We start from the raw sequence: 22,080 nt of genomic DNA, 5'->3' as shown, positions 1-22,080 counted from the left end.
TATGCCGCCGAGTCCACTGCGGAGCAATGCGCGCCTGTCGCACCGTGGTTTTCCTGTCTGCCGCGGTAGTCTGCGACTGACAGCCGCCCCCTTCCCCCGCTACAATTGTCGACTTTGTCGCAACGCTGGAGCTCAATCTTCCGTGCCCGTTCTGCGTCTTCCGCTTCTCCCTGCCGCGGCAGGTAAACAGCACTGGGGCAACCTGCCCGGTGCCGCCCTGAGCCTGGCCATTGCCGAGGCTGCCAGCGCTGCAAAGCGCTTTACCCTGCTGCTGACCGCCGACAGCCAAAGCGCCGAGCGGCTGGAACAGGAGCTGAGTTTCTTCGCCCCGGATTTGCCCGTGCTGCATTTTCCGGACTGGGAAACCCTGCCCTACGATCTGTTTTCGCCCCACCAGGACATCATTTCCCAGCGAATCGCCAGCCTTTATCGGCTGCCGGAGCTCAGTCATGGCGTTTTGGTAGTGCCGATCACTACAGCCCTACATCGCCTGGCACCGACCCAATTCCTGCTCGGCAGCAGCCTGGTGCTGGACATCGGCCAGAAACTCGACGTCGAACAAATGCGCACCCGGCTTGAGGCCAGCGGCTATCGCTGCGTCGACACGGTGTACGAGCATGGCGAATTCGCGGTACGCGGCGCCCTGATCGACCTGTTTCCGATGGGCAGCAAACTGCCTTATCGCATCGACCTGTTCGATGACGAAATCGAAACCCTGCGCACTTTCGATCCGGAAAACCAGCGTTCCATCGATAAGGTGCAGTCGATCCGCCTGTTGCCGGCCAAGGAGTTCCCGCTGCAGAAAGACGCCGTGACCCGCTTCAAGGCGCGGTTTCGCGAGCGCTTCGATGTGGATTTCCGCCGTTGTCCGATCTTCCAGGACCTGAGCAGCGGGATCACCCCTGCCGGCATCGAGTACTACCTGCCGCTGTTTTTCGAAGAAACATCCACCCTGTTCGATTACCTGCCCCAGGACACCCAGGTGTTTTCCTTGCCGGGCATCGAACAGGCGGCGGAAAACTTCTGGAACGACGTGCGCAACCGCTACGAAGAACGCCGCGTCGATCCTTCCCGTCCTTTATTGCCACCGGCCGAGCTGTTCCTGCCGGTGGAAGACTGCTTTGCCCGCCTCAAGAATTGGCCACGGGTGGTGGCGAGCCAACAGGACGTGGAAACCGGCGTTGGCCGTGAACGTTTCCCGGCCAAGCCTCTACCGGACCTGGCCATTGAAGCCAAGGCCACGCAACCCCTGGCGGCACTGGCCAGCTTCCTCGACGAATTTCCCGGCCGCGTGCTGTTCACCGCCGAGTCCGCCGGCCGTCGCGAAGTGCTGCTGGAACTGCTCGAACGCCTGAAGCTGCGGCCGAAGACAGTGGACAGCTGGCCGGATTTCGTCGCGGGTAAAGAGCGCCTGGCGATTACCATCGCGCCACTGAACGACGGCCTGGTCCTGGATGACCCAGCCCTTGCCTTGGTCGCCGAAAGCCCGTTGTTCGGCCAACGCGTCATGCAGCGTCGCCGTCGCGAGAAACGCGCCGACGCCGCCAACGATGCGGTGATCAAGAACCTCACCGAGCTGCGCGAAGGCGCGCCGGTGGTGCACATCGACCACGGCGTGGGCCGCTACCTGGGCCTCGCGACTCTGGAAATCGACCACCAGGCCGCCGAATTCCTCACACTGGAGTACGCCGAGGGCGCCAAACTCTACGTGCCCGTGGCGAACCTGCACCTGATCGCCCGTTACACCGGCAGCGACGACGCCCTGGCCCCGCTGCATCGCCTGGGTTCGGAAACCTGGCAGAAAGCCAAGCGCAAGGCCGCCGAGCAGGTGCGTGACGTGGCCGCCGAACTGCTGGACATCTACGCCCGCCGCGCTGCCCGCGAGGGTTACGCCTTCGCCGATCCGAAAGCCGACTACGAAACCTTCAGCGCCGGTTTCCCGTTCGAAGAAACCGTCGACCAGCAGACCACCATCGAAGCCGTGCGCGCCGACATGCTCGCGCCCAAGCCGATGGACCGCCTGGTGTGCGGCGACGTGGGTTTCGGCAAGACCGAAGTGGCCATGCGCGCCGCGTTCATTGCCGTACACGGCGGCAAGCAGGTGGCGATCCTGGTGCCGACCACCCTGCTCGCCCAGCAGCACTACAACAGTTTCCGCGACCGTTTCGCCGACTGGCCAGTGACCGTGGAAGTGATGAGCCGCTTCAAATCCACCAAGGAAGTGAATGCCGCCGTGGCCGACCTGGCCGAGGGTAAGATCGACATTGTCATCGGCACGCACAAGTTGCTGCAGGACGACGTGAAGATCAAAAACCTTGGGCTGGTGATCATCGACGAAGAGCACCGCTTCGGGGTGCGCCAGAAAGAACAGCTCAAGGCCCTGCGCAGCGAAGTCGATATCCTGACCCTGACCGCCACGCCGATCCCGCGCACGCTGAACATGGCGGTGTCGGGCATGCGCGACCTGTCGATCATCGCCACACCGCCGGCCCGGCGCCTGTCGGTGCGCACCTTCGTCATGGAGCAGAACAAAAGCACGATCAAGGAAGCCTTGCTGCGCGAGCTGCTGCGTGGCGGCCAGGTCTATTACCTGCACAACGACGTGAAGACCATCGAGAAGTGCGCCGCAGACCTCGCCGAACTGGTGCCGGAAGCCCGCATTGGTATCGGCCATGGGCAGATGCGCGAACGCGAACTCGAACAGGTGATGAGCGACTTCTACCACAAGCGCTTCAACGTGCTGATCGCCTCGACCATCATCGAGACCGGCATCGACGTGCCGAGCGCCAACACCATCATCATCGAGCGCGCCGACAAGTTCGGCCTGGCCCAGTTGCACCAGTTGCGCGGTCGGGTCGGGCGCAGTCACCACCAGGCCTACGCCTACCTGTTGACGCCGCCACGCCAGCAGATCACCCCGGATGCGGAAAAGCGCCTGGAAGCGATCGCCAACACCCAGGACCTCGGTGCCGGATTCGTGTTGGCCACCAACGACCTGGAAATCCGTGGCGCTGGCGAATTGCTCGGCGATGGCCAGAGCGGCCAGATCCAGGCCGTCGGCTTCACCCTGTACATGGAAATGCTCGAACGGGCGGTCAAGTCGATCCGCAAGGGCGAACAACCGAACCTCGATCAGCCCCTGGGCGGCGGGCCGGAAATCAACCTTCGGGTGCCGGCACTGATCCCGGAAGATTACCTGCCGGATGTCCACGCACGGCTGATCCTCTACAAACGCATTGCCTCGGCCAGCGACGAAGAAGGCCTCAAGGATCTGCAAGTGGAGATGATCGACCGCTTCGGCCTGCTGCCCGAACCGACCAAGAACCTGGTGCGCACCACGTTGCTCAAGCTCAAGGCCGAACAACTGGGCATCAAGAAAGTCGACGGCGGGCCCAACGGCGGCCGTCTCGAGTTCGAGGCCCAGACGCCGGTCGATCCACTGGTGCTGATCAAACTGATCCAGGGCCAGCCTAAACGCTACAAGTTCGAAGGTGCCACGATGTTCAAATTCATGGTGCCCATGGAGCGCTCTGAAGAGCGCTTCAATACCGTAGAAGCGCTGTTTGAGCGCCTCACTCCGACCACTGCTTGAAGGACGCCACATGCGCCTGTTTCGCTCACTGACCTTGTTGATGACCCTGGTCGCTCCCCTGGCGCTTGCCGACGACCTGTATCAGGTTGAAATGATTCTGGTGCGTCAGAACGCCGAGCCGGCGATTGTCAGCCGCGCCGCGCCGGAGGACTGGGATGCCGGCGTGCAACGCCTGGATACGAACAGCCAGCGCACACCGGCGCTGGGCAATATCGTGGAGAAACTCACTGCCAGCGGCCAATACACGGTGTTGATGCACAAGGCCTGGCAGCAGAACCTCGGTGAACAGGGTCGCAAAGTCGCCATCAGCGACGGCACCGAACAGTTCGGTCAATTTCCCATCGAAGGCACCCTGGAGCTGAAACTGGGGCGCTTCACCGATGTGGATGCCGATTTCTGGATCAACCAGATCGACGCCAACGGCCTGGTGACGTCCAGCGAGCGCCTCAAACAGCAGAGTCATACCAAAAATGGCCAACTGAACTTCCTCGACAACGGCCATCTCGGCTTGCTGATCAAGATCACCTCGCTGACCGCGCCCGCGCCACGGCAGGCGCCTGAAGCCATTCCGGACTGATCGGCGCGCCTATGCCCTCGCCCCTGAGCAAACCCCTGGCACCTTCCTGGGTCAATCGATTCAAGGAACAGAGCCTGGAGCGCGGGCGCCGTTATGCGCTGGAAAACCGCGTCAGAATCGTCGAGGCTGGCGACAGCACCATCACCGCCAGTTGCGAAGGCTCTGGCGGCAACATCTACCGTCAGACCATTCGCCTTAAAGAGTCAGCCAAGGGTACGTTGATTCTGCTTGAGGCCGCGTGCTCCTGCCCGGTGCGCATCAACTGCAAACACTGCGCGGCGGTGCTACTGCAAGTCCAGGAAACCCTGGCCTACCCGGCCGCCGAGAAGGACGCGCAGTTACTGGAGAAACTCCAGGCAGTGCTGGACAACCGCAGCCCCAAGGCCCCGCCGCAAGTGCTGGTGGACAACGTGCAACCGCTGCCGCGCCTGTGGCTGGCAAGCATCGAATTCAGCGCTTTTGAACCGCGCAACGGCAAGATGCAGCGCTACATTCAGCACCGCGCCGCCCTGTCCTTCAGCTACCTGGACGAATACGTCAGCGGCCAGCGCAATACAGACGTGCTGATTCGTCAGGAAACGCAGACGCTGCGAATCAAACGCCATACCGATGTGGAACAGTCCTACCGCGAACAACTACGAATCCTCGGCTTCAAGATTGCGACCCGGCAAAGCAAGGCCCTGCCAGAAAGTGCCGGCGAGCTGTACGAGATGGTCAATGACAGCGCCTGGCTGACGTTCACCCTCAACGACCTGCCAAAACTGCGTGACCAAGGTTGGGAGTTGCAGATCGACGAGGACTTCGGTTTCGACCTGACTGCCGTGGACGACTGGTACGCCACGGTGGAGGAAACACCGGAACGGGACTGGTTCGACCTGGAGCTGGGGATCATCGTCAACGGTGAACGCCTGAGCCTGCTGCCGATCCTGCTGAACCTGATGCGCTCGCACATCGAGTTGTTCAATCCCGAACGCCTGGCCCGGCGCCGCGACGACGAACTCATCCTGGTCAACTTGCCGAACCGCCCGAATTCCGAGTTCGGCCCCCAGCAGGTGGCCCTGCCCTACGGCCGGCTGAAACCGGTGCTGGCGACCCTGGGCGAGTTTTACCTGCAAGAGCCCGGCACCACCAAACTGCGCCTCAACAGCGCGGACGCCTTGCGCCTGAACCCGCTGCAAGACATGCCGTTGAGCTGGGAAGGTGGCGAACACATTCGTGGCCTCGCCCAGCGTCTGCGAGACATCAAGGATTACACGACCACCGCGCCAGAAGGCCTGAACGCTATACTGCGGCCTTATCAGCTTGAAGGCTTGAGCTGGATGCAATCACTGCGACAGCTGGAAGTCGGCGGCATCCTCGCGGACGACATGGGTCTGGGTAAAACCCTACAGACCCTGGCGCACATTCTCAGCGAAAAAAACGCCGGGCGCCTCGACCGGCCGTGCATGGTGGTCATGCCCACCAGCCTGATCCCCAACTGGCTCGATGAGGCGGCCCACTTCACGCCGCAGCTCAAGGTGCTGGCCCTTTATGGCGCTGGGCGCAAGAAACATTTCGAACGGTTGGCCGAATACGACCTGGTCCTTACCACCTACGCGCTGCTACCCAAGGATGTCGAGCGCCTCGCAGCACAGCCGCTGCACGTGCTGATCCTCGACGAAGCCCAGTACATCAAGAACCCCACCAGCAAAGCCGCCCAGGCCGCCCGCGAGCTCAACGCCCGGCAGCGCCTGTGCCTGTCCGGCACGCCCCTGGAAAACCACTTGGGCGAATTGTGGTCGTTGTTCCACTTCCTACTGCCGGGCTGGCTCGGGGACGTCAAGAGTTTCAACCGCGACTACCGCGTGCCAATTGAAAAACGCGGCAGCGACGTGCGACTGCAGCACCTCAACGGTCGGATAAAACCTTTCCTGCTGCGCAGGACCAAGGAGCAAGTGGCGACAGAATTGCCGCCCAAGACCGAGATCATCCATTGGGTGGAACTCAGCGATGCCCAGCGGGACGTCTACGAAACCATGCGCCTGGCCATGGACAAGAAAGTCCGCGACGAAATCACCCGCAAAGGCGTGGCCCGCAGCCAGATCATCATCCTCGAGGCGCTGCTAAAGCTGCGCCAGGTGTGCTGCGATCTACGCCTGCTCAACGACGCCGCCCTGCCCGCCCGAGGCAGCACCTCGGGCAAGCTCGACAGCCTGATGGATATGCTCGAAGAGCTGTTTGAAGAAGGCCGCCGGGTGCTGTTGTTTTCCCAGTTCACGTCGATGTTGTCGCTGATTGAGGATGAACTGAAAAAACGCGGTGTCGATTACGCGATCCTGACCGGCCAGACCCGGGACCGACGCACGCCCGTCAAGGAGTTCCAGAGCGGCAAGCGTCAGATCTTTCTGATCAGCCTGAAGGCCGGTGGCGTAGGCCTGAACCTGACCGAGGCCGACACGGTAATTCACTACGACCCGTGGTGGAACCCGGCCACCGAAAACCAGGCCACCGACCGCGCTTATCGCATCGGCCAGGAAAAGCCGGTGTTCGTCTACAAACTGATTGCCCGCGGCACGGTGGAAGAGAAGATTCAGCTGCTGCAAAAGGAAAAATCCGACCTCGCCGCCGGCGTGCTGGACGGACGCGTGGCCGGAGACTGGAAACTGCAGAGCGACGATATCGAAGCACTGTTCGCGCCGCTGCCGGATAAGCTGGAAAAGCGCTGACACACACCGATCCCTGTGGGAGCCGAGCTTGCTCGCGATAGCTGACGATCAGGCAGCGGACTTAACCATCCACTAGCCAGCCATCAACACCCGCGCCAAGGTCGACTTCACCTTCCCCATCCCGTCATGCAACGCCTGCTCGATCTCAGCCATGGTGATCACCGCAGTGGACTTGCCGGCCGCCGGGTTGACCACCAGAGCCAAGCAGGCGTAATCCAGTTCCAACTCACGGGCCAGCGCCGCTTCCGGCATGCCGGTCATGCCGACGATGTCGCAGCCGTCGCGCTCCAGGCGAGCGATTTCGGCCACGGTTTCCAGGCGCGGGCCTTGCGTACAGGCGTACACGCCATGGCTGCTGTAACCGCAGCCTTCGGCGGCCAGCGCAGCAATCAGTTGCTGACGCAACGACTCGCTGTAGGGGTAGCTGAAATCGATGTGGGTGACCGCTTCCAGGTCATCGGCAAAGTAGGTGTGCTGACGGCCGCTGGTGTAATCGATCAACTGATGGGGCACACAGAAATGCCCGGTTCCCATCGCGGCGTGAATCCCGCCCACGGCGTTGACCGCCAGGATCGCCTCGGCGCCGGCCTGCTTGAGGGCCCAGAGATTGGCGCGATAGTTCACCTGATGCGGCGGCAAACGATGAGGATGGCCATGGCGAGCCAGGAACAGCACTTCGCGCCCGGCATAATCGCCGATCTGCACCTGGGCCGATGGCGCGCCATAAGGTGTTTCTACCGCCAGGGACTGGCGGATGGTCAGGCCTTCGAGCTGGGTCAGGCCTGTGCCGCCGATAATTGCGTAAACAGTCATGAAAAAGTCCTTAATCGATCAATTGAGCGGCTTTCAGCGCGCCGATTGCCGTCAACCAGCGTGGATCCTGGCGATACTCGGTGGAGGCGAAAGCCTGGCCGCGCATGCGGGCGATCCTTGCCGATGGCTGAACCTTCAGGCGCTGGGCGGCACTCAGGGCCAGCTCGGCAGCGGCGCGGTCGTTGCACACCAGGCCCATATCGCAGCCGGCCGTCAAGGCAGCCTCGATACGACTGGCGGCATCACCCACTACATGGGCGCCGGCCATCGACAGATCATCACTGAAGATCACGCCATCGAATTGCAACTCGCCGCGCAGGATGTCCTGCAACCAGCGTCGGGAAAATCCAGCTGGATTGGCGTCAACCTGCGGGTAAATGACATGGGCGGGCATGACCGCCGCGAGCTGCTTGCTCAGCTTGGCAAACGGTACCAGGTCGCTGGCGCGGATCTGTTCGAGACTGCGCTCATCGTTGGGAATCGCCACATGGGAATCAGCCTCGGCCCAGCCGTGCCCGGGGAAATGCTTGCCGGTGGAGGCCATCCCGGCGGCGTTCATGCCGCGAATAAATGCGCCGGCCAGCAATGCGGCACGCTCGGGGTCGCCTTCGAAGGCACGACTGCCGACGACGGCGCTACGCTGATAATCGAGGTCCAGCACCGGGGCAAAGCTCAAGTCGAGACCAACCGCCAGCACTTCAGTGGCCATGATCCAGCCGCACTGCTCGGCCAGGTATTCGGCGTTCGGATTGTCGGCAATCGCCCGCATCGCCGGCAACCGCACAAACCCCTGGCGCAGGCGCTGCACGCGCCCGCCTTCCTGGTCGACCGCCAGCAAGAGGTCGGGACGAATGGCCCGGATCGCGGCGCTCAGCTCGCGCACCTGCCGTGGATGCTCAATGTTGCGCGCGAAAATAATCAGGCCACCCACTTCAGGCTGGCGCAACAGGTGGCGATCTTCGGCCGTCAGCCATGTACCGGCGACGTCCACCATCAACGAGCCTTGCAGGCCAGCAGTCATAGCATTTCCTTAATAACGATGAACCCCACACACACGACCGCACCGACGGGCTCCAGGCCCGGCAGGCGAAGGTTTTGCGATGAAATATAAAGCGGGTTCGAAACGAGAGTCGGCATGGGCGGCTAGCTTAGCGGATGTAGACAGCCGCGCCCACCCGTGAACTCAAGCCTTGGCGAGCGCCGGGGCTGATTTGCTGCGCGGACGCAACTGTGCGGCGGCCATCGCCTCATCGGTGACACCACTTTCGGCACGCATGCCGGCCGCCAGGAATGGCACCATCAGGCGCATCACCTGCTCGATCGACGTGTTCACACCGAAATCGGTTTCCGCGATGGCTCGCAACGCCTTGATACCCGACATGCTGAACGCGGCGGCGCCGAGCATGAAGTGCACGCGCCAGAACAGTTCGATCGGCGGGATGCGCGGCGCGGCTTCATTGACCAGCAGCATGTAGCGGCGGAACACCTTGCCGTACATGTCTTCCAGGTAACGCCGCAGGTGGCCCTGGCTCTGGCTGAATGCCAAGCCTAACAAACGCATGAAAATGGAAAGATCGTTACCGCTGCGTGGTTGCACGGCAAGCGCTTGCTCGACCAGCATTTCCAGCAGTTCTTCCAGGGTTGGCTTGACGTCGGGTTTGGCCTGGCGACGTTCCAGCTCGCGATCGAGACTGAGGCAGAAAGGCCCGAGGAAGCGCGAGAAAACCGCTTGGATCAGGGCTTTTTTTGAACCGAAGTGATAGTTCACCGCCGCCAGGTTGACCCCAGCCTTGCTGGTGATCAGACGCAACGAGGTTTCGGCGAAACCTTTCTCCGCGAACAATTGCTCGGCAGCATCGAGAATGCGTTCAACGGTTTCCGACTGGGCCATGGCTACTCCGCCTGACAAACACTTGTTTGAAACATACGTTTCAGCCTCGGAATTGTCAAGCCTGCCGGGACGTTTTGCGAACGCCCGGTCAGTATTTAACCACACCTTTAAACAGGCTGTAGCCATGTCGCTTCCAGCGGCCCGACCGACCGTCCAGCGGGCTGTTGAAAAAGGAGGATTGCCAAGCGCCGTTCACTGTATATAATCCCAGTCACTGTATAAAAAGACAGAGCGATCAATATGCTAAAGCTGACGCCACGCCAAGCAGAGATTCTGGCCTTCATCAAACGCTGCCTCGAAGACAACGGCTACCCGCCGACCCGTGCGGAAATCGCTCAGGAACTGGGTTTCAAATCGCCCAACGCGGCTGAAGAACACCTCAAGGCGCTGGCCCGCAAGGGTGCGATCGAAATGACGCCGGGCGCATCCCGCGGCATTCGCATTCCAGGCTTCGAAGCCAAGGCCGACGAAACCACCCTGCCGATCATTGGCCGGGTAGCAGCAGGCGCGCCGATCCTCGCCCAGCAGCACGTCGAGGAATCCTGCAACATCAATCCTTCATTCTTCCACCCACGAGCTGATTACCTTCTGCGCGTGCACGGCATGAGCATGAAGGACATCGGCATCTTCGACGGTGACCTCCTGGCGGTCCACACGACACGCGAAGCCCGCAATGGCCAGATCGTCGTGGCGCGAATCGGCGATGAAGTGACCGTCAAGCGCTTCAAGCGCGATGGCAGCAAGGTCTGGCTGATCGCCGAGAACCCCGAGTTCGCCCCCATCGAAGTGAACCTGAAAGATCAGGACCTGGTCATCGAAGGCTTGAGTGTCGGCGTCATTCGCCGCTAAAGGAGGCTTTATGCAGTTCCCACACACACCACAGCACACACAACTTCCGTTGTTCGAGGCATTCATGGCCCAACCGCTGGCTCCAGTCCTGAAAGAGGTCATCGAGTCGCCCTGGGGCGTCGAGCCCGAGGCTTTCAGCGAGCTGTCGTTACGTGGTGCGGCCGGGAATTGCCTGAACCTACTGGCACCGATTCTGCGAGAACTCAGCCAGGACCAGGACGCTCGCTGGTTGACCCTGATTGCACCGCCAGCCAGCGTCACCCAGGCCTGGTTGCGGGACGCCGGCCTGAACCGTGAACGCATCCTGCTGCTGCAACCGCGGGGAACTCAAAGCGCCCAGCAACTGACGTGTGAAGCCTTGCGCCTGGGACGCAGTCATACAGTGGTCAGTTGGCTCAATCCGTTGACCGCTACCGCACGGCAACAGTTGATCAGCGCCGCTCGCACTGGGGACGCGCAAAGCCTGAATATTCGATTGGGCTAAGACAAACGCAGGGCTTCTTCAGGACAGAGAAGCCGATCAGTAGAACTATCTTTAAAAAGCCGACAGACGGGAATCAATGAAGAACCCGCGGCCCCTCTTCCTTGTTGAATTCACCTTCAACCAGGCGACCTGCCATCTGGACACCTACGCTTAGCATCGCCTTGGCGACTTCGACATGCTGACCTTGAAGGAATACCTTGGCATCTTCGGAGAAGTTCAGGGTAACCAGAGAACCTTCGTCCTCGGCCCTGCGCAGCTCGATGCGGCCATCAGGAAGTTCGACAATTTCTAGAAAGGACGTTGGCATAAAGGTCTGTTCTCCACGAAAGGCGAGGATTATATAGTCATCGGCCAGGGTTCGCTCGGGATCTTGACCAAGCGTTATCAACGTTCAGAACGGGCTGAAGGAAAATTCAGCACTCGTTCAAACCTTCACGAAAGCGGATCGCCAAACTTTTCAAGTTCTGGCGCCAGCTCTCCAGCTCCTCCTGGCTCAGCTCCTGCTCGGGTTCTTGCTCATCCAGATTGACCGCCACGATCAACGGCTGGGTCACGTCGCCCTTGGGTTTGCGAGGAGCCCTTGGTGGCTCGAACAGCGCCGCGTGGGCCGCCAGCAGCTTGGCCAACCAGGTTTCCGGGTTGTGGGCCAGCTCGACCATCTCAGCCAACTCAGGAATAGCGATGGTATCCAGCACGTCACGGGTCAACAGCTGCTCAGCCCGTGGCGCATTCGCTTGTGGCAGACGATAGAAACCGGCAATTTCATGGCACAGCCCCAACAACGCACCGTACAGATGAAACAGCGCTGATTCGCGCCCTGCCTGGATCAACGCTGGGGAATTCATTGCGCGGCCATCCTCCGCCCTGGCGAGCGCCTCGAGCGACAGGCCGGCGAAATAAATTTTCTGATTGGTTCGGGTGTAGAGTTCGTGGGCCATGGCGGCATTCTCCCCAGCGAAATAAGAGCTTCACGCAAGTGCGACAGTGTCGTGGATCAACCGAGGCCACTGCAAGTCAAAAACAAAAAGGCCGCATGAAAACCCTTGGGTGATCATGCGGCCTTTATTCACTTGGGGCTTATGGGGACGCTCCCTCGCCACAGGGAGCCCCCCCTACCTTCAGATTAGCTCCGGCGATCAGCGCTTATCCTCAACCGTCCATTTACCGCCGTCGTAGTACGCCTTCCAGCCGGTTGGCTTGCCATCGACTTCGGTCTGCACGTACTGCTCCTTGGTCTTGCGGCTGTAGCGAATGACCGCCGGGCGCCCATCGGGATCTTTCTGCGGTGCTTCGCAGAGGAAATGGTACTTCGGATCAATCTCGCTCTTGTGCGGCAGGATCTCCATCACCAACGGCGCCCGAGTCTCGCGGTTTTTCGGGAACTGACTGGCCGCCAGGAACAGGCCAGATGCCCCGTCACGCAGGATATAGGTGTCGTTGACCTTCTCGCACTTGAGTTCCGGCATCTTCACCGGGTCCATTTTCGGCGGTGCCGCGTCACCGCTCTTGAGCAGTTTGCGGGTGTTCTTGCAGGTCGGGTTGGTGCAACCGAAGAACTTGCCGAAGCGGCCGGTCTTGAGCTGCATCTCGCTGCCACACTTGTCGCATTCCAGGCTCGGACCTTCGTAGCCCTTGATGCGATAGGTGCCCTCTTCAATCTCGTAGCCGGCGCAGTCCGGGTTGTTACCGCAGATGTGCAGCTTGCGCTTCTCATCCAACAGGTAGGCATCCATCGCCGTGCTGCAGATCGGGCAGCGATGCTTGCCACGCAATACCAGGGATTCCGACTCGCCCTCGTCGTCCGCAGCGATTTCGTCGCCCGGCACCAGGTTGACCGTCGCCTTGCAGCGTTCCTTGGGTGGCAGGCTGTAGCCTGAGCAACCGAGGAAGACACCGGTCGATGCCGTGCGGATCTGCATCGGACGACCGCAGGTCAGGCACGGAATGTCGGTCATGACCGGTTGGTTGGCCCGCATGCCATTGTCAGGACTTTCAGCCACTTCGAGTTTTTTCTTGAAGTCGCCGTAGAATTCGTCGAGAACGTTTTTCCAGTCCCGTTCGCCCTGGGCCACATCGTCGAGATTCTCTTCCATGCCGGCGGTGAAGCCGTAGTCCATCAGGTTCGAAAAGCTCTCGGACAAACGCTCGGTAACAATGTCACCCATCTTTTCCGAATAGAAACGGCGGTTGTGCAACGCCACGTAGCCACGGTCCTGGATCGTGGAAATGATCGCCGCGTAGGTCGAAGGACGACCGATGCCACGTTTTTCCATTTCCTTGACCAGGCTGGCTTCCGAATAACGGGCCGGCGGCTTGGTGAAGTGCTGGGTCGGATCAAGCTTGATCAGCTTCATCACATCGCCCTGGGCCATGTCCGGCAGGACGTCGTCGTCCCCAGGCTTGGTGATCTGCGGCATGACACGGGTGTAGCCGTCGAACTTCAGGATGCGGCCCTTGGCGCGCAGCTCGAAGTCGCCAGCACCGACGCTGACGGTGGTCGACAGGTATTGCGCCGGCAGCATCTGGCAGGCCAGGAACTGGCGCCAGATCAACTCGTAGAGGCGCTCGGCATCGCGCTCCATGCCCGACAACTTGCTTGGCTCGGTGTTGGCGTCGGACGGACGAATTGCTTCGTGCGCCTCCTGTGCGCCTTCCTTGCTGCTGTAGACATTCGGCGTCTCCGGCAGGTATTTCTTGCCGAACTCGCTCTCTATATAAGTGCGCGCCATCGCCACGGCATCGACCGAGAGATTGGTCGAGTCGGTACGCATATAAGTGATGTAGCCGGCTTCGTACAGACGCTGGGCCATCATCATGGTTTTCTTCACGCCAAAGCCCAGGCGGTTGCTCGCAGCCTGTTGCAAGGTCGAAGTAATGAACGGTGCCGACGGCTTGCTGCTGGTCGGTTTGTCTTCACGCTTGACGATGCTGTAGCTGGAAGCCTTGAGCTTCTCCAGCGCGGCCATGGCCTGGGCTTCGTTGAGCGGCTTGAAGGCTTCGCCCTTCTCCCGGGCCACGTCGAAGCGCACGGTAGCGCCTTTCGCGGTGCCGAGGTCGGCGTGGACTTCCCAGTACTCTTCAGGGATGAACGCACGGATCTCCCGCTCACGCTCTACCACCAACTTCACCGCAACCGACTGCACACGACCAGCCGACAGGCCGCGGGCGATCTTGGCCCACAGCAGTGGCGAGACCATGTAGCCCACCACGCGGTCCAGGAAGCGACGCGCCTGTTGGGCGTTGACCCGATCGATATCCAGCTCGCCCGGTTGGGAGAAGGCTTCCTGGATGGCCTTCTTGGTGATTTCGTTGAACACCACGCGCTTGTAGCGGCTGTCATCCCCACCAATGGCTTCGCGCAGGTGCCAGGCAATGGCTTCCCCTTCGCGGTCCAAGTCCGTCGCGAGATAGATGGTGTCAGCATCCTTGGCGAGCCGGCGCAGCTCTTCGATGACCTTTTCCTTGCCCGGGAGGATCTCGTACTTGGCTTTCCAGCCGTGGTCCGGATCAACACCCATGCGCGAGACCAACTGCTTGCGCGCCTTTTCCTTGGGCGACAGCGCCGGCGCTTCACCGGCAGCAGCCTTGCCGCGCTTGGCGGCTGGCTCCTTGCTGGCGCTAGCCGAACCGCTGGTGGGCAGGTCTCGGATATGGCCGATACTCGACTTCACCACGTATTGGTTGCCCAGATACTTGTTGATGGTCTTGGCCTTAGCCGGGGATTCCACAATGACCAGCGATTTGCCCATGGATCAGAAAATTCCTGAATTCTAAAAAGTGAAAGGCGGTTGGCGCCTGACGCGGCACCGCTATATATAGTGGCTACAAGGTGAGGTCAAGCGCAGGGTTTCCCGCAGCCTGCCCTCAAGGCTTGGAAAAAAGGCTCTCTTCGGCCTGCACCAAAGCAAAGCGTGGTACCTGTTCGCCGTCAACCTCGACGGACTCCTCGAACATGCTCAAGGGCCTCACCCAAAAGCCGTAATCGCCATACAGGGCTTGATAGAAGACCACTTCTTCCTCGGTCTCGGAATGCCGCGCGATACTGAATACGCGGTACTGCGGACCTTTGTAATGTTGGTAGAGCCCAGGTTGTATCGGCATGCTTTGGCCCTCACTGAAATCTTTTCAAAATAAAAACAAAATCTTTTTTACCAAACCCGGAAAAACAAAAACCGGGGCACTTGGCCCCGGCTTCCATCAACGCAACGCTTAGACGCGTTCGAAGACAGTGGCGATGCCCTGGCCGAGGCCAATGCACATGGTGGACACGCCAAAGGTGCCGCCATTCTGCTTCATGACGTTGAGCAGGGTGCCGGAGATACGCGCACCGGAACAACCGAACGGGTGACCCAGGGCGATCGCGCCGCCGTGCAGGTTAACCTTCTCGTTCATCTTGTCGAGCACTTTCAAATCTTTCAACACGGGCAGGGCCTGTGCAGCGAAAGCTTCGTTGAGTTCGAAGAAGTCGATATCGGAAATACTCAGGCCGGCACGCTTCAAAGCTTTCTGCGTCGCTGGCACTGGACCATAGCCCATGATTGCCGGGTCCACACCCGCCACCGCCATCGAACGAATCACGGCCATCGGCTGGATGCCCAGGTCCTGGGCACGCTGGGCCGACATCACGATCATGCATGAGGCGCCGTCGGTGATCTGCGACGAAGTACCGGCCGTCACGGTGCCGCCCTTGGGATTGAATGCCGGCTTGAGGGCCGCCAGGCTTTCCAGGGTGGTTTCCGGACGAATGGTTTCGTCGTAGTCGAACAGCTTCAGGAAGCCATTCTCGTCGTAGCCCTGCATCGGGATGATTTCATCCTTGAACTTGCCTTCCACGGTCGCCTTGTGGGCGAGCTGGTGGGAGCGCACGCCGAAGGCGTCCTGCTGTTCGCGAGTGATGCCGTGCATTTTGCCGAGCATCTCCGCGGTCAGGCCCATCATGCCCGAGGCTTTTGCCGCGTACAGCGACATGTGCGGGTTCGGATCGACACCGTGCATCATGCTCACGTGGCCCATGTGCTCGACACCACCGACGACGAACACGTCACCGTTACCGGTCATGATCGCCTGGGCGGCAGTGTGCAGCGCGCTCATGGACGAACCACACAGGCGGCTGACGGTCTGGCCGGCCGCAGTGTGAGGGATCTGGGTCATCAGCGAGGCCATGCGGGCGATGTTCCAGCCCTGCTCCAGGGTCTGGTTCACACAGCCCCAGATCACGTCTTCGACTTCGTTCGGGTCGACCTTGACGTTGCGTTCCAGCAGCTTGCTGATCAGGTGCGCCGACATATCTTCGGCGCGGGTATTGCGGTGCATGCCGCCCTTGGAGCGGCCCATCGGTGTACGACCGAAGTCGACAATCACGACGTCTCTAGGATTCAAGCTCATAAATGTTCTCTCGCTCTAGTCGTTGGGCGCTTAACCGAAGAAGCTCTGGCCGTTCTTGGCCATTTCACGCAGCTTCGCAGTCGGGTGGTACAGCGCGCCCAAATCAGCGTACTGGTCAGCCAGGGCAACGAACTCGGCCACACCGATCGAATCGATGTAGCGCAGCGCACCGCCACGGAATGGAGGGAAACCGATACCGTAGACCAGACCCATGTCGGCTTCGGCGGCGGTTTCGACAATGCCATCTTCCAGGCAACGCACGGTTTCGAGGCACAGCGGGATCATCATCCAGTTGATGATGTCCTCGTCGGTAACGTCGCGCTGCTCATAGACGATCGGCTTGAGCACTTCCAGCACCGACGAATCGGCGACTTTCTTCTGCTTGCCGCGCTTGTCGGTCTCGTAGGCGTAGAAGCCCTTGCCGTTCTTCTGGCCCAGGCGCTTGGCTTCGTAGAGCACGTCGACAGCCGAACGACGGTCATCTTTCATGCGGTCCGGGAAGCCTTCAGCCATTACATCGCGACCGTGGTGACCGGTGTCGATGCCGACCACGTCCATCAGGTACGCCGGGCCCATCGGCCAGCCGAATTTTTCCATGACCTTGTCGATGCGCACAAAGTCCACACCAGCGCTGACCAGCTTGGCGAAACCGCCGAAGTACGGGAACAGCACGCGGTTGACCAAAAAGCCCGGGCAATCGTTGACGACGATCGGGTTCTTGCCCATTTTCTTGGCGTAGGCGACGGTGGTGGCAACGGCCAGTTCGCTGGACTTCTCGCCACGGATCACTTCCACCAGCGGCATCATGTGCACCGGGTTGAAGAAGTGCATGCCGACGAAGTTTTCCGGACGCTTGAGGGCCTTGGCCAGCAGCGAAATGGAAATGGTCGAGGTGTTCGAGGCGAGGATGGTGTCCTCTTTGACCTTGTCTTCGACTTCAGCCAGTACCGCCTGCTTGACCTTCGGGTTCTCGACAACCGCTTCGACCACCAGGTCGACATGGCCGAAATCACCGTAGGACAGGGTTGGGCGAATGCCGTTGAGCACTTCGGCCATCTTCGCAGCAGTCATGCGACCTTTATCGACGCGGCCAACCAGCAGCTTGGCGGCTTCGGCCAGGCCCTGTTCGATGCCGTGTTCGTTGATGTCTTTCATCAGGATCGGCGTGCCTTTGGACGCCGACTGATAGGCGATGCCGCCCCCCATGATGCCGGCGCCGAGTACAGCGGCCTGCTTCACGTCACGGGCGATTTCATCGTAGGCCTTGGCCTTCTTCTTCAGTTCCTGGTCATTGAGGAACAGACCGATCAGGCTTTGCGCAGCCGAGGTCTTGGCCAGCTTGACGAAGCCGGCGGCTTCGACTTCCAGGGCTTTGTCGCGACCAAAGTTCGCGGCTTTCTGGATGGTCTTGATCGCTTCAACCGGTGCCGGGTAGTTCGGCCCGGCCTGGCCTGCAACGAAACCCTTGGCGGTTTCGAAGGCCATCATTTGTTCGATAGCGTTGAGCTTGAGCTTGTCCAGCTTTGGCTGACGCTTGGCCTTGTAGTCGAACTCGCCGCTGATGGCACGCTTGAGCGTTTCAAGGGCCGCTTCCTGGAGTTTGCCAGGCTCGACCACGGCATCCACCGCGCCGACTTTCAGCGCGTCTTCAGCGCGGTTTTCCTTGCCGGCGGCAATCCACTCGATGGCATTGTCGGCACCGATCAGGCGCGGCAGGCGCACGGTACCGCCGAAGCCTGGGTAGATGCCCAGCTTGACTTCCGGCAGGCCGATCTTGGCCACGGTGGACATGACGCGGTAATCCGCTGCCAGGCACATTTCCAGGCCGCCACCCAGGGCGATGCCGTTGATGGCCACGACGGTCGGTACGTTGAGGTCTTCGAAGTCGCTGAAGATACGGTTGGCTTCGAGGTTGCCAGCGATCAGTTCGGCATCGGGCAGCTTGAAGTTATCGACGAATTCGGTGATGTCGGCGCCGACGATGAAGACGTCCTTGCCGCTGCTGACGATCACACCCTTGATCGAAGCATCTGCCTTGATAGTGTCCACTGCCTGACGCAATTCATTCAGGGTTAGACGATTGAACTTGTTGACGGACTCACCCTTGAGATCGAACTTCAGTTCGACGATGCCACTTTCAAGAGCCTTAACCGTGATGGCTTTACCTTCGTAAATCATCAACTGATCTCCACGATATGGAAGCTGAACAGTACACGTTGAACGCTGACTGCTGGTTCGGCATTGACGTTACCGTCGATGCTACGCCAATCCGCCAGGCACACCCGTCAACGCGATAGTCGGGGTTCTGTAGGAGCGTTCGGATAATACAAACGCTCAATTCATACGCCCGTTTGATTTGGGTACGTCACCTTCACGGAATTTCCGACAATTGTCAATCGCCCTAAACAAGGGGTTTGAACGCGACTTCGCGGTCATTTCCGTACCGCACAGATCCGCAACACGGCGCTGCATGGGTAGTCATTCATAGAATCAATAATTAGAAAAGTCGCCCTAATTACAGGCAAGCCTGACTCAGGCGACTACGCTGTCGGGGGTACGATTGAAATCTTGAGCAAAGGACGTTACGAACGAACGTCCGGATAGGTGTTTTGGTTACCGGCCTGCCTGGCCAACCCGCCCGATGAGACTGTCGGGCTTTTTTACGCCTCAGGCCAGAGCCTTGAGCACATTGGAAATGTCCTGCAAAACACTGGCTTCGCCCTTCTCGCCCCAATACAAGGCGATCATTTGTCGATCGGCTTCGACCTTGTAGACGTTGGCCGGCAATTTTTCGAAATGATTGAGCAACGCCTCATCCTGGCAGACTTCTCGCCACTGGTTGACCCACACACCCGGCGCAGTCTGCCAATAGCTCCAGACCGCTGGCTCCTTGCCGCGTCGGGGCCGGTGGTACTGCGCACAAGGGTTTGGCGGCTGCTGGCCGAGCCAGTGCGGCCACTCCTGCGGCGCCAGTTGCATGGCCAGGCCCAGGCGCCGCGCCTCCATGCGCAAGGCCATGCGGCCGCTCTGAACACGGGACGGCCGCAACCATGCCAGGGGGCTTAACACCACCAACAGGATTGACACCACTATCCAGACCGTCATATTCGTACTCCCCGAATTCTGCTGAGCCCATTGACCATTGACCCACGTCGCCGTCAATGCGCTTGAAACCAGCCATACTTACCGTATCGCAATTCCCTGGAGTGCTTTCCATGTACTACGAACACGTTCTGGTTGCCGTCGACCTCACGGAAGAATGCGATCCCGTCGTCAAGCGCGCCCTCGCGCTTTGCGAGGGCCGAGACACCAAGCTGTCGCTGGTGCACATCGTCGAGCCGATGGCCATGGCCTTTGGCGGTGACGTGCCAATGGACCTTTCCCAGCTGCAGCAACAGCAATTCGATCAGGCCAAGGAACGCCTTGACCGACTGATCGTGAAATACCCTGCCCTGAAAAAGGAATTCAGCCACCTGACCTACGGCCAACCGCGCCAGGAGATCCATCACCTGGCCAAGGAACAGGGTTGCGACCTGATCGTCGTCGGCAGCCATGGCCGTCACGGCCTGGCCCTGTTGCTGGGCTCGACCGCCAACGATGTATTGCATGGCGCGCCTTGCGATGTATTGGCAGTACACCTGGTCAAGCGCGCCTAAAACCTGTGTGGGAGCGGGATTGCGTTTTCAAATAGAAATCCCGGCGCTCATCTCTGAGCACCGGGATTCTTTACAGCAGTGGATCAAGCGTCCAGTTCAGCCCAGCGCTCGACCAGTGCATCCAGCTCGGCCTGCAACTGCTCCAGGTGCGCGATCACCTTGGCGGTTTCGGTGGCAGGCCGCTGATAGAAGCCAGCGTCGGCCATGTCGGCCTCCACCGCTGCGATCTGCTTTTCCTTCGCGTCGATATCACCCGGCAATGCTTCCAGCTCGCGCTGCAGCTTGTAGCTGAGCTTTTTCTTGGCCGGTGCCGGGGCCGCAGCAGCGACCGGGGCCGGCTCGGCCTTGACCACGGCCGAGTTCAGGTCAGCCTTGCCGGACTTGCTCTCGGTCACCCCTAAAAGGCGCGGCGAGCCGCCCTGGCGCAGCCAGTCCTGATAACCACCGACGTATTCGCGGACCAGGCCTTCGCCTTCGAACACCAGGGTACTGGTGACCACGTTGTCGAGGAATGCCCGGTCGTGGCTGACCATCAGCACGGTGCCGTTGAAGGTCAGCAGCACCTCTTCCAGCAACTCGAGGGTTTCCACATCCAGGTCGTTGGTCGGTTCGTCGAGCACCAGCAGGTTCGCCGGCTTGCTGAACAGTTTGGCCAGCAATAGACGGGCTCGCTCACCACCGGACAACGCCTTGACCGGCGTACGGGCACGCTGGGGGCTGAACAGGAAATCGCCGAGGTAGCTCAGCACGTGGCGGCTCTGACCGTCGATATCGATGAAGTCGCGACCTTCAGCGACGTTGTCGATCACGGTCTTTTCCAGGTCCAACTGATGGCGCAACTGGTCGAAGTAGGCGACGTCGATCTTCGTGCCCTCTTCCACCTTGCCGTTGGTCGGCACCAGGCCGCCGAGCATCAGCTTGAGCAAGGTGGTCTTGCCGGTGCCGTTGGCGCCCAGCAGCCCGATGCGGTCACCGCGCTGCAACACCATGGAAAAGTCCTTGATCAGGAACGGGCCGCCCGGGTGCGCGAAACTCACGTTCTCAAGCACCATTACCTGCTTGCCGGACTTATCAGCGGTATCCAACTGAATGTTGGCCTTGCCGGTGCGTTCGCGACGTTCGCTGCGCTCCATGCGAAGGGCCTTGAGCGCGCGCACACGACCTTCGTTGCGGGTGCGACGAGCCTTGATACCCTGGCGAATCCAGACTTCTTCCTGGGCCAGTTTTTTATCGAACAGCGCGTTGGCGGTTTCTTCCGCCGCCAGCGCCGCTTCCTTGTGCACCAGGAAGCTGGCGTAATCGCCGTTCCAGTCGATCAGGCCGCCGCGGTCCAGTTCGAGGATACGGGTCGCCAGGTTCTGCAGGAAAGAACGGTCGTGGGTGATGAACAGCACCGCGCCCTGGAAGTCCTTCAAGGCTTCTTCAAGCCAGGCGATGGCGCCGATGTCCAGGTGGTTGGTCGGTTCGTCGAGCAGCAGCAGGTCCGGTTCGGACACCAGGGCCTGGGCCAGCAGGACGCGGCGACGCCAGCCGCCGGATAACTCGGCGAGGGTCTTGTCGGCCGGCAGTTGCAGGCGGCTCAGGGTGCTGTCGACCAATTGCTGCAGACGCCAGCCATCACGGGCTTCAAGGTCGTGCTGCACGTGCATCAACTTGTCCAGGTCGGCATCGGTAACGATGTTCTGGCTCAAGTGGTGATACTCGGCCAGCAGCGCGCCGACACCGTCCAGGCCTTCGGCGACCACGTCGAACACGGTCCGCTCGTCGGCCACCGGCAGTTCCTGGGGCAATTCGCCGATTTTCAGGCCTGGGGCGCGCCAGACCGAGCCGTCATCGGGCTTCTGATCGCCCTTGACCAGCTTCATCATGCTGGACTTGCCAGTGCCGTTGCGGCCGATGATGCACACCCGCTCACCACGGGCGATCTGCCAGGACACCTTGTCCAACAACGGCATAGCGCCGAAAGCAAGGGACACATCGCTGAATTTGAGCAGGGTCATGAGCTTCTCCAAAAACCGGGCGCGCATTCTACCTGAGATGAGGCCCCAAGAGTCCGCCAATTTCGCCACTGCAGCACTCTGCACAATAATTGTTGCGAACTTGCACCGACGGCCCTGCAAAGCTTTCG

Annotated in this window: 17 protein-coding genes; 6 read left to right on the top strand and 11 right to left on the bottom strand. The window is 60.5% G+C overall.

What is annotated here, in order from left to right:
- Positions 1 to 142 precede the first annotated feature (142 nt).
- From mfd to ACWNZ1_RS02595, 3 genes are read left to right on the top strand one after another with little or no spacing between them, the layout of a single operon-like run.
- Positions 143 to 3,592 carry a transcription-repair coupling factor gene (gene mfd, locus ACWNZ1_RS02605; RefSeq protein WP_135844534.1) on the top strand — a complete coding sequence of 1,150 codons (3,450 nt, stop codon included), beginning with the start codon at positions 143 to 145 and terminating at the stop codon, positions 3,590 to 3,592.
- A gap of 10 nt (positions 3,593 to 3,602) precedes the next feature.
- On the top strand, positions 3,603 to 4,169 hold the full coding sequence (locus ACWNZ1_RS02600) for a CsiV family protein (RefSeq protein WP_135844533.1): 567 nt from the start codon (positions 3,603 to 3,605) through the stop codon (positions 4,167 to 4,169).
- An 11-nt stretch (positions 4,170 to 4,180) separates the two neighbouring features.
- On the top strand, positions 4,181 to 6,874 hold the full coding sequence (locus ACWNZ1_RS02595; protein ID WP_135844532.1) for a DEAD/DEAH box helicase: 2,694 nt from the start codon (positions 4,181 to 4,183) through the stop codon (positions 6,872 to 6,874).
- A 72-nt stretch (positions 6,875 to 6,946) separates the two neighbouring features.
- Here ACWNZ1_RS02595 and ACWNZ1_RS02590 read toward each other — a convergent pair whose 3' ends face one another.
- From ACWNZ1_RS02590 to ACWNZ1_RS02580, 3 genes are all read right to left on the bottom strand, one after another.
- Complete coding sequence (locus ACWNZ1_RS02590; RefSeq protein WP_256452433.1) at positions 6,947 to 7,687, bottom strand: S-methyl-5'-thioinosine phosphorylase; 741 nt, start codon at positions 7,685 to 7,687, stop codon at positions 6,947 to 6,949.
- A gap of 10 nt (positions 7,688 to 7,697) precedes the next feature.
- Positions 7,698 to 8,696 (bottom strand): beta-N-acetylhexosaminidase, encoded by a 999-nt coding sequence (gene nagZ / locus ACWNZ1_RS02585; RefSeq protein WP_265073091.1) that lies wholly within the window; start codon positions 8,694 to 8,696, stop codon positions 7,698 to 7,700.
- A gap of 174 nt (positions 8,697 to 8,870) precedes the next feature.
- On the bottom strand, positions 8,871 to 9,578 hold the full coding sequence (locus ACWNZ1_RS02580; protein WP_025212751.1) for a TetR/AcrR family transcriptional regulator: 708 nt from the start codon (positions 9,576 to 9,578) through the stop codon (positions 8,871 to 8,873).
- A 240-nt stretch (positions 9,579 to 9,818) separates the two neighbouring features.
- On the opposite strand from ACWNZ1_RS02580, the gene lexA reads away from it, so the two are divergent.
- Positions 9,819 to 10,427 carry a transcriptional repressor LexA gene (lexA, locus tag ACWNZ1_RS02575; protein WP_003199651.1) on the top strand — a complete coding sequence of 203 codons (609 nt, stop codon included), beginning with the start codon at positions 9,819 to 9,821 and terminating at the stop codon, positions 10,425 to 10,427.
- Positions 10,428 to 10,437: 10 nt separating this feature from the next.
- A complete protein-coding gene (sulA, locus tag ACWNZ1_RS02570; RefSeq protein ID WP_014339358.1) occupies positions 10,438 to 10,911 on the top strand; it encodes an SOS-induced cell division inhibitor SulA in 474 nt (157 codons plus the stop codon).
- Positions 10,912 to 10,984: 73 nt separating this feature from the next.
- Here sulA and ACWNZ1_RS02565 read toward each other — a convergent pair whose 3' ends face one another.
- The 7 genes from ACWNZ1_RS02565 to ACWNZ1_RS02535 form a co-directional block, all read right to left on the bottom strand.
- Positions 10,985 to 11,218 carry a hypothetical protein gene (locus ACWNZ1_RS02565; RefSeq protein WP_003183419.1) on the bottom strand — a complete coding sequence of 78 codons (234 nt, stop codon included), beginning with the start codon at positions 11,216 to 11,218 and terminating at the stop codon, positions 10,985 to 10,987.
- A gap of 106 nt (positions 11,219 to 11,324) precedes the next feature.
- Complete coding sequence (locus tag ACWNZ1_RS02560) at positions 11,325 to 11,849, bottom strand: DUF6586 family protein (RefSeq protein ID WP_135844529.1); 525 nt, start codon at positions 11,847 to 11,849, stop codon at positions 11,325 to 11,327.
- Between the two features lie 198 nt (positions 11,850 to 12,047).
- On the bottom strand, positions 12,048 to 14,660 hold the full coding sequence (gene topA / locus ACWNZ1_RS02555) for a type I DNA topoisomerase (RefSeq protein WP_135844528.1): 2,613 nt from the start codon (positions 14,658 to 14,660) through the stop codon (positions 12,048 to 12,050).
- A 115-nt stretch (positions 14,661 to 14,775) separates the two neighbouring features.
- A complete protein-coding gene (locus ACWNZ1_RS02550; protein ID WP_135844527.1) occupies positions 14,776 to 15,012 on the bottom strand; it encodes a DUF1653 domain-containing protein in 237 nt (78 codons plus the stop codon).
- Between the two features lie 108 nt (positions 15,013 to 15,120).
- Entirely contained in the window at positions 15,121 to 16,296 is a 1,176-nt protein-coding gene (gene fadA / locus ACWNZ1_RS02545) for an acetyl-CoA C-acyltransferase FadA (protein WP_025212747.1), read from the bottom strand.
- Between the two features lie 30 nt (positions 16,297 to 16,326).
- Complete coding sequence (fadB, locus tag ACWNZ1_RS02540; protein ID WP_256452431.1) at positions 16,327 to 18,474, bottom strand: fatty acid oxidation complex subunit alpha FadB; 2,148 nt, start codon at positions 18,472 to 18,474, stop codon at positions 16,327 to 16,329.
- Positions 18,475 to 18,963: 489 nt separating this feature from the next.
- Positions 18,964 to 19,401 carry a hypothetical protein gene (locus tag ACWNZ1_RS02535; protein WP_135844525.1) on the bottom strand — a complete coding sequence of 146 codons (438 nt, stop codon included), beginning with the start codon at positions 19,399 to 19,401 and terminating at the stop codon, positions 18,964 to 18,966.
- A 110-nt stretch (positions 19,402 to 19,511) separates the two neighbouring features.
- On the opposite strand from ACWNZ1_RS02535, the gene ACWNZ1_RS02530 reads away from it, so the two are divergent.
- The gene (locus tag ACWNZ1_RS02530) at positions 19,512 to 19,952 is read left to right on the top strand and encodes a universal stress protein (RefSeq protein ID WP_135844524.1); all 441 of its coding nucleotides are present in this window, start codon (positions 19,512 to 19,514) and stop codon (positions 19,950 to 19,952) included.
- An 83-nt stretch (positions 19,953 to 20,035) separates the two neighbouring features.
- Here ACWNZ1_RS02530 and ACWNZ1_RS02525 read toward each other — a convergent pair whose 3' ends face one another.
- On the bottom strand, positions 20,036 to 21,952 hold the full coding sequence (locus ACWNZ1_RS02525; protein ID WP_135844523.1) for an ATP-binding cassette domain-containing protein: 1,917 nt from the start codon (positions 21,950 to 21,952) through the stop codon (positions 20,036 to 20,038).
- Positions 21,953 to 22,080: the final 128 nt, after the last annotated feature.

Source organism: Pseudomonas sp. CFBP 5748, from assembly GCF_053850495.1.
This window is presented reverse-complemented; position numbering and strand designations above follow the sequence as displayed.

What these genes read in the sequence shown, in the direction of transcription:
- ACWNZ1_RS02580 (WP_025212751.1), bottom strand. Translation starts at nt 9,578, where the DNA reads ATGGCCCAGTCGGAAACCGTTGAACGCATTCTCGATGCTGCCGAGCAA.
- ACWNZ1_RS02595 (WP_135844532.1), top strand. Translation starts at nt 4,181, where the DNA reads ATGCCCTCGCCCCTGAGCAAACCCCTGGCACCTTCCTGGGTCAATCGA.
- ACWNZ1_RS02565 (WP_003183419.1), bottom strand. Translation starts at nt 11,218, where the DNA reads ATGCCAACGTCCTTTCTAGAAATTGTCGAACTTCCTGATGGCCGCATC.
- ACWNZ1_RS02560 (WP_135844529.1), bottom strand. Translation starts at nt 11,849, where the DNA reads ATGGCCCACGAACTCTACACCCGAACCAATCAGAAAATTTATTTCGCC.
- ACWNZ1_RS02535 (WP_135844525.1), bottom strand. Translation starts at nt 19,401, where the DNA reads ATGACGGTCTGGATAGTGGTGTCAATCCTGTTGGTGGTGTTAAGCCCC.
- topA (WP_135844528.1), bottom strand. Translation starts at nt 14,660, where the DNA reads ATGGGCAAATCGCTGGTCATTGTGGAATCCCCGGCTAAGGCCAAGACC.
- fadA (WP_025212747.1), bottom strand. Translation starts at nt 16,296, where the DNA reads ATGAGCTTGAATCCTAGAGACGTCGTGATTGTCGACTTCGGTCGTACA.
- fadB (WP_256452431.1), bottom strand. Translation starts at nt 18,474, where the DNA reads ATGATTTACGAAGGTAAAGCCATCACGGTTAAGGCTCTTGAAAGTGGC.
- ACWNZ1_RS02590 (WP_256452433.1), bottom strand. Translation starts at nt 7,687, where the DNA reads ATGACTGTTTACGCAATTATCGGCGGCACAGGCCTGACCCAGCTCGAA.
- sulA (WP_014339358.1), top strand. Translation starts at nt 10,438, where the DNA reads ATGCAGTTCCCACACACACCACAGCACACACAACTTCCGTTGTTCGAG.
- ACWNZ1_RS02550 (WP_135844527.1), bottom strand. Translation starts at nt 15,012, where the DNA reads ATGCCGATACAACCTGGGCTCTACCAACATTACAAAGGTCCGCAGTAC.
- ACWNZ1_RS02600 (WP_135844533.1), top strand. Translation starts at nt 3,603, where the DNA reads ATGCGCCTGTTTCGCTCACTGACCTTGTTGATGACCCTGGTCGCTCCC.
- lexA (WP_003199651.1), top strand. Translation starts at nt 9,819, where the DNA reads ATGCTAAAGCTGACGCCACGCCAAGCAGAGATTCTGGCCTTCATCAAA.
- ACWNZ1_RS02530 (WP_135844524.1), top strand. Translation starts at nt 19,512, where the DNA reads ATGTACTACGAACACGTTCTGGTTGCCGTCGACCTCACGGAAGAATGC.
- ACWNZ1_RS02525 (WP_135844523.1), bottom strand. Translation starts at nt 21,952, where the DNA reads ATGACCCTGCTCAAATTCAGCGATGTGTCCCTTGCTTTCGGCGCTATG.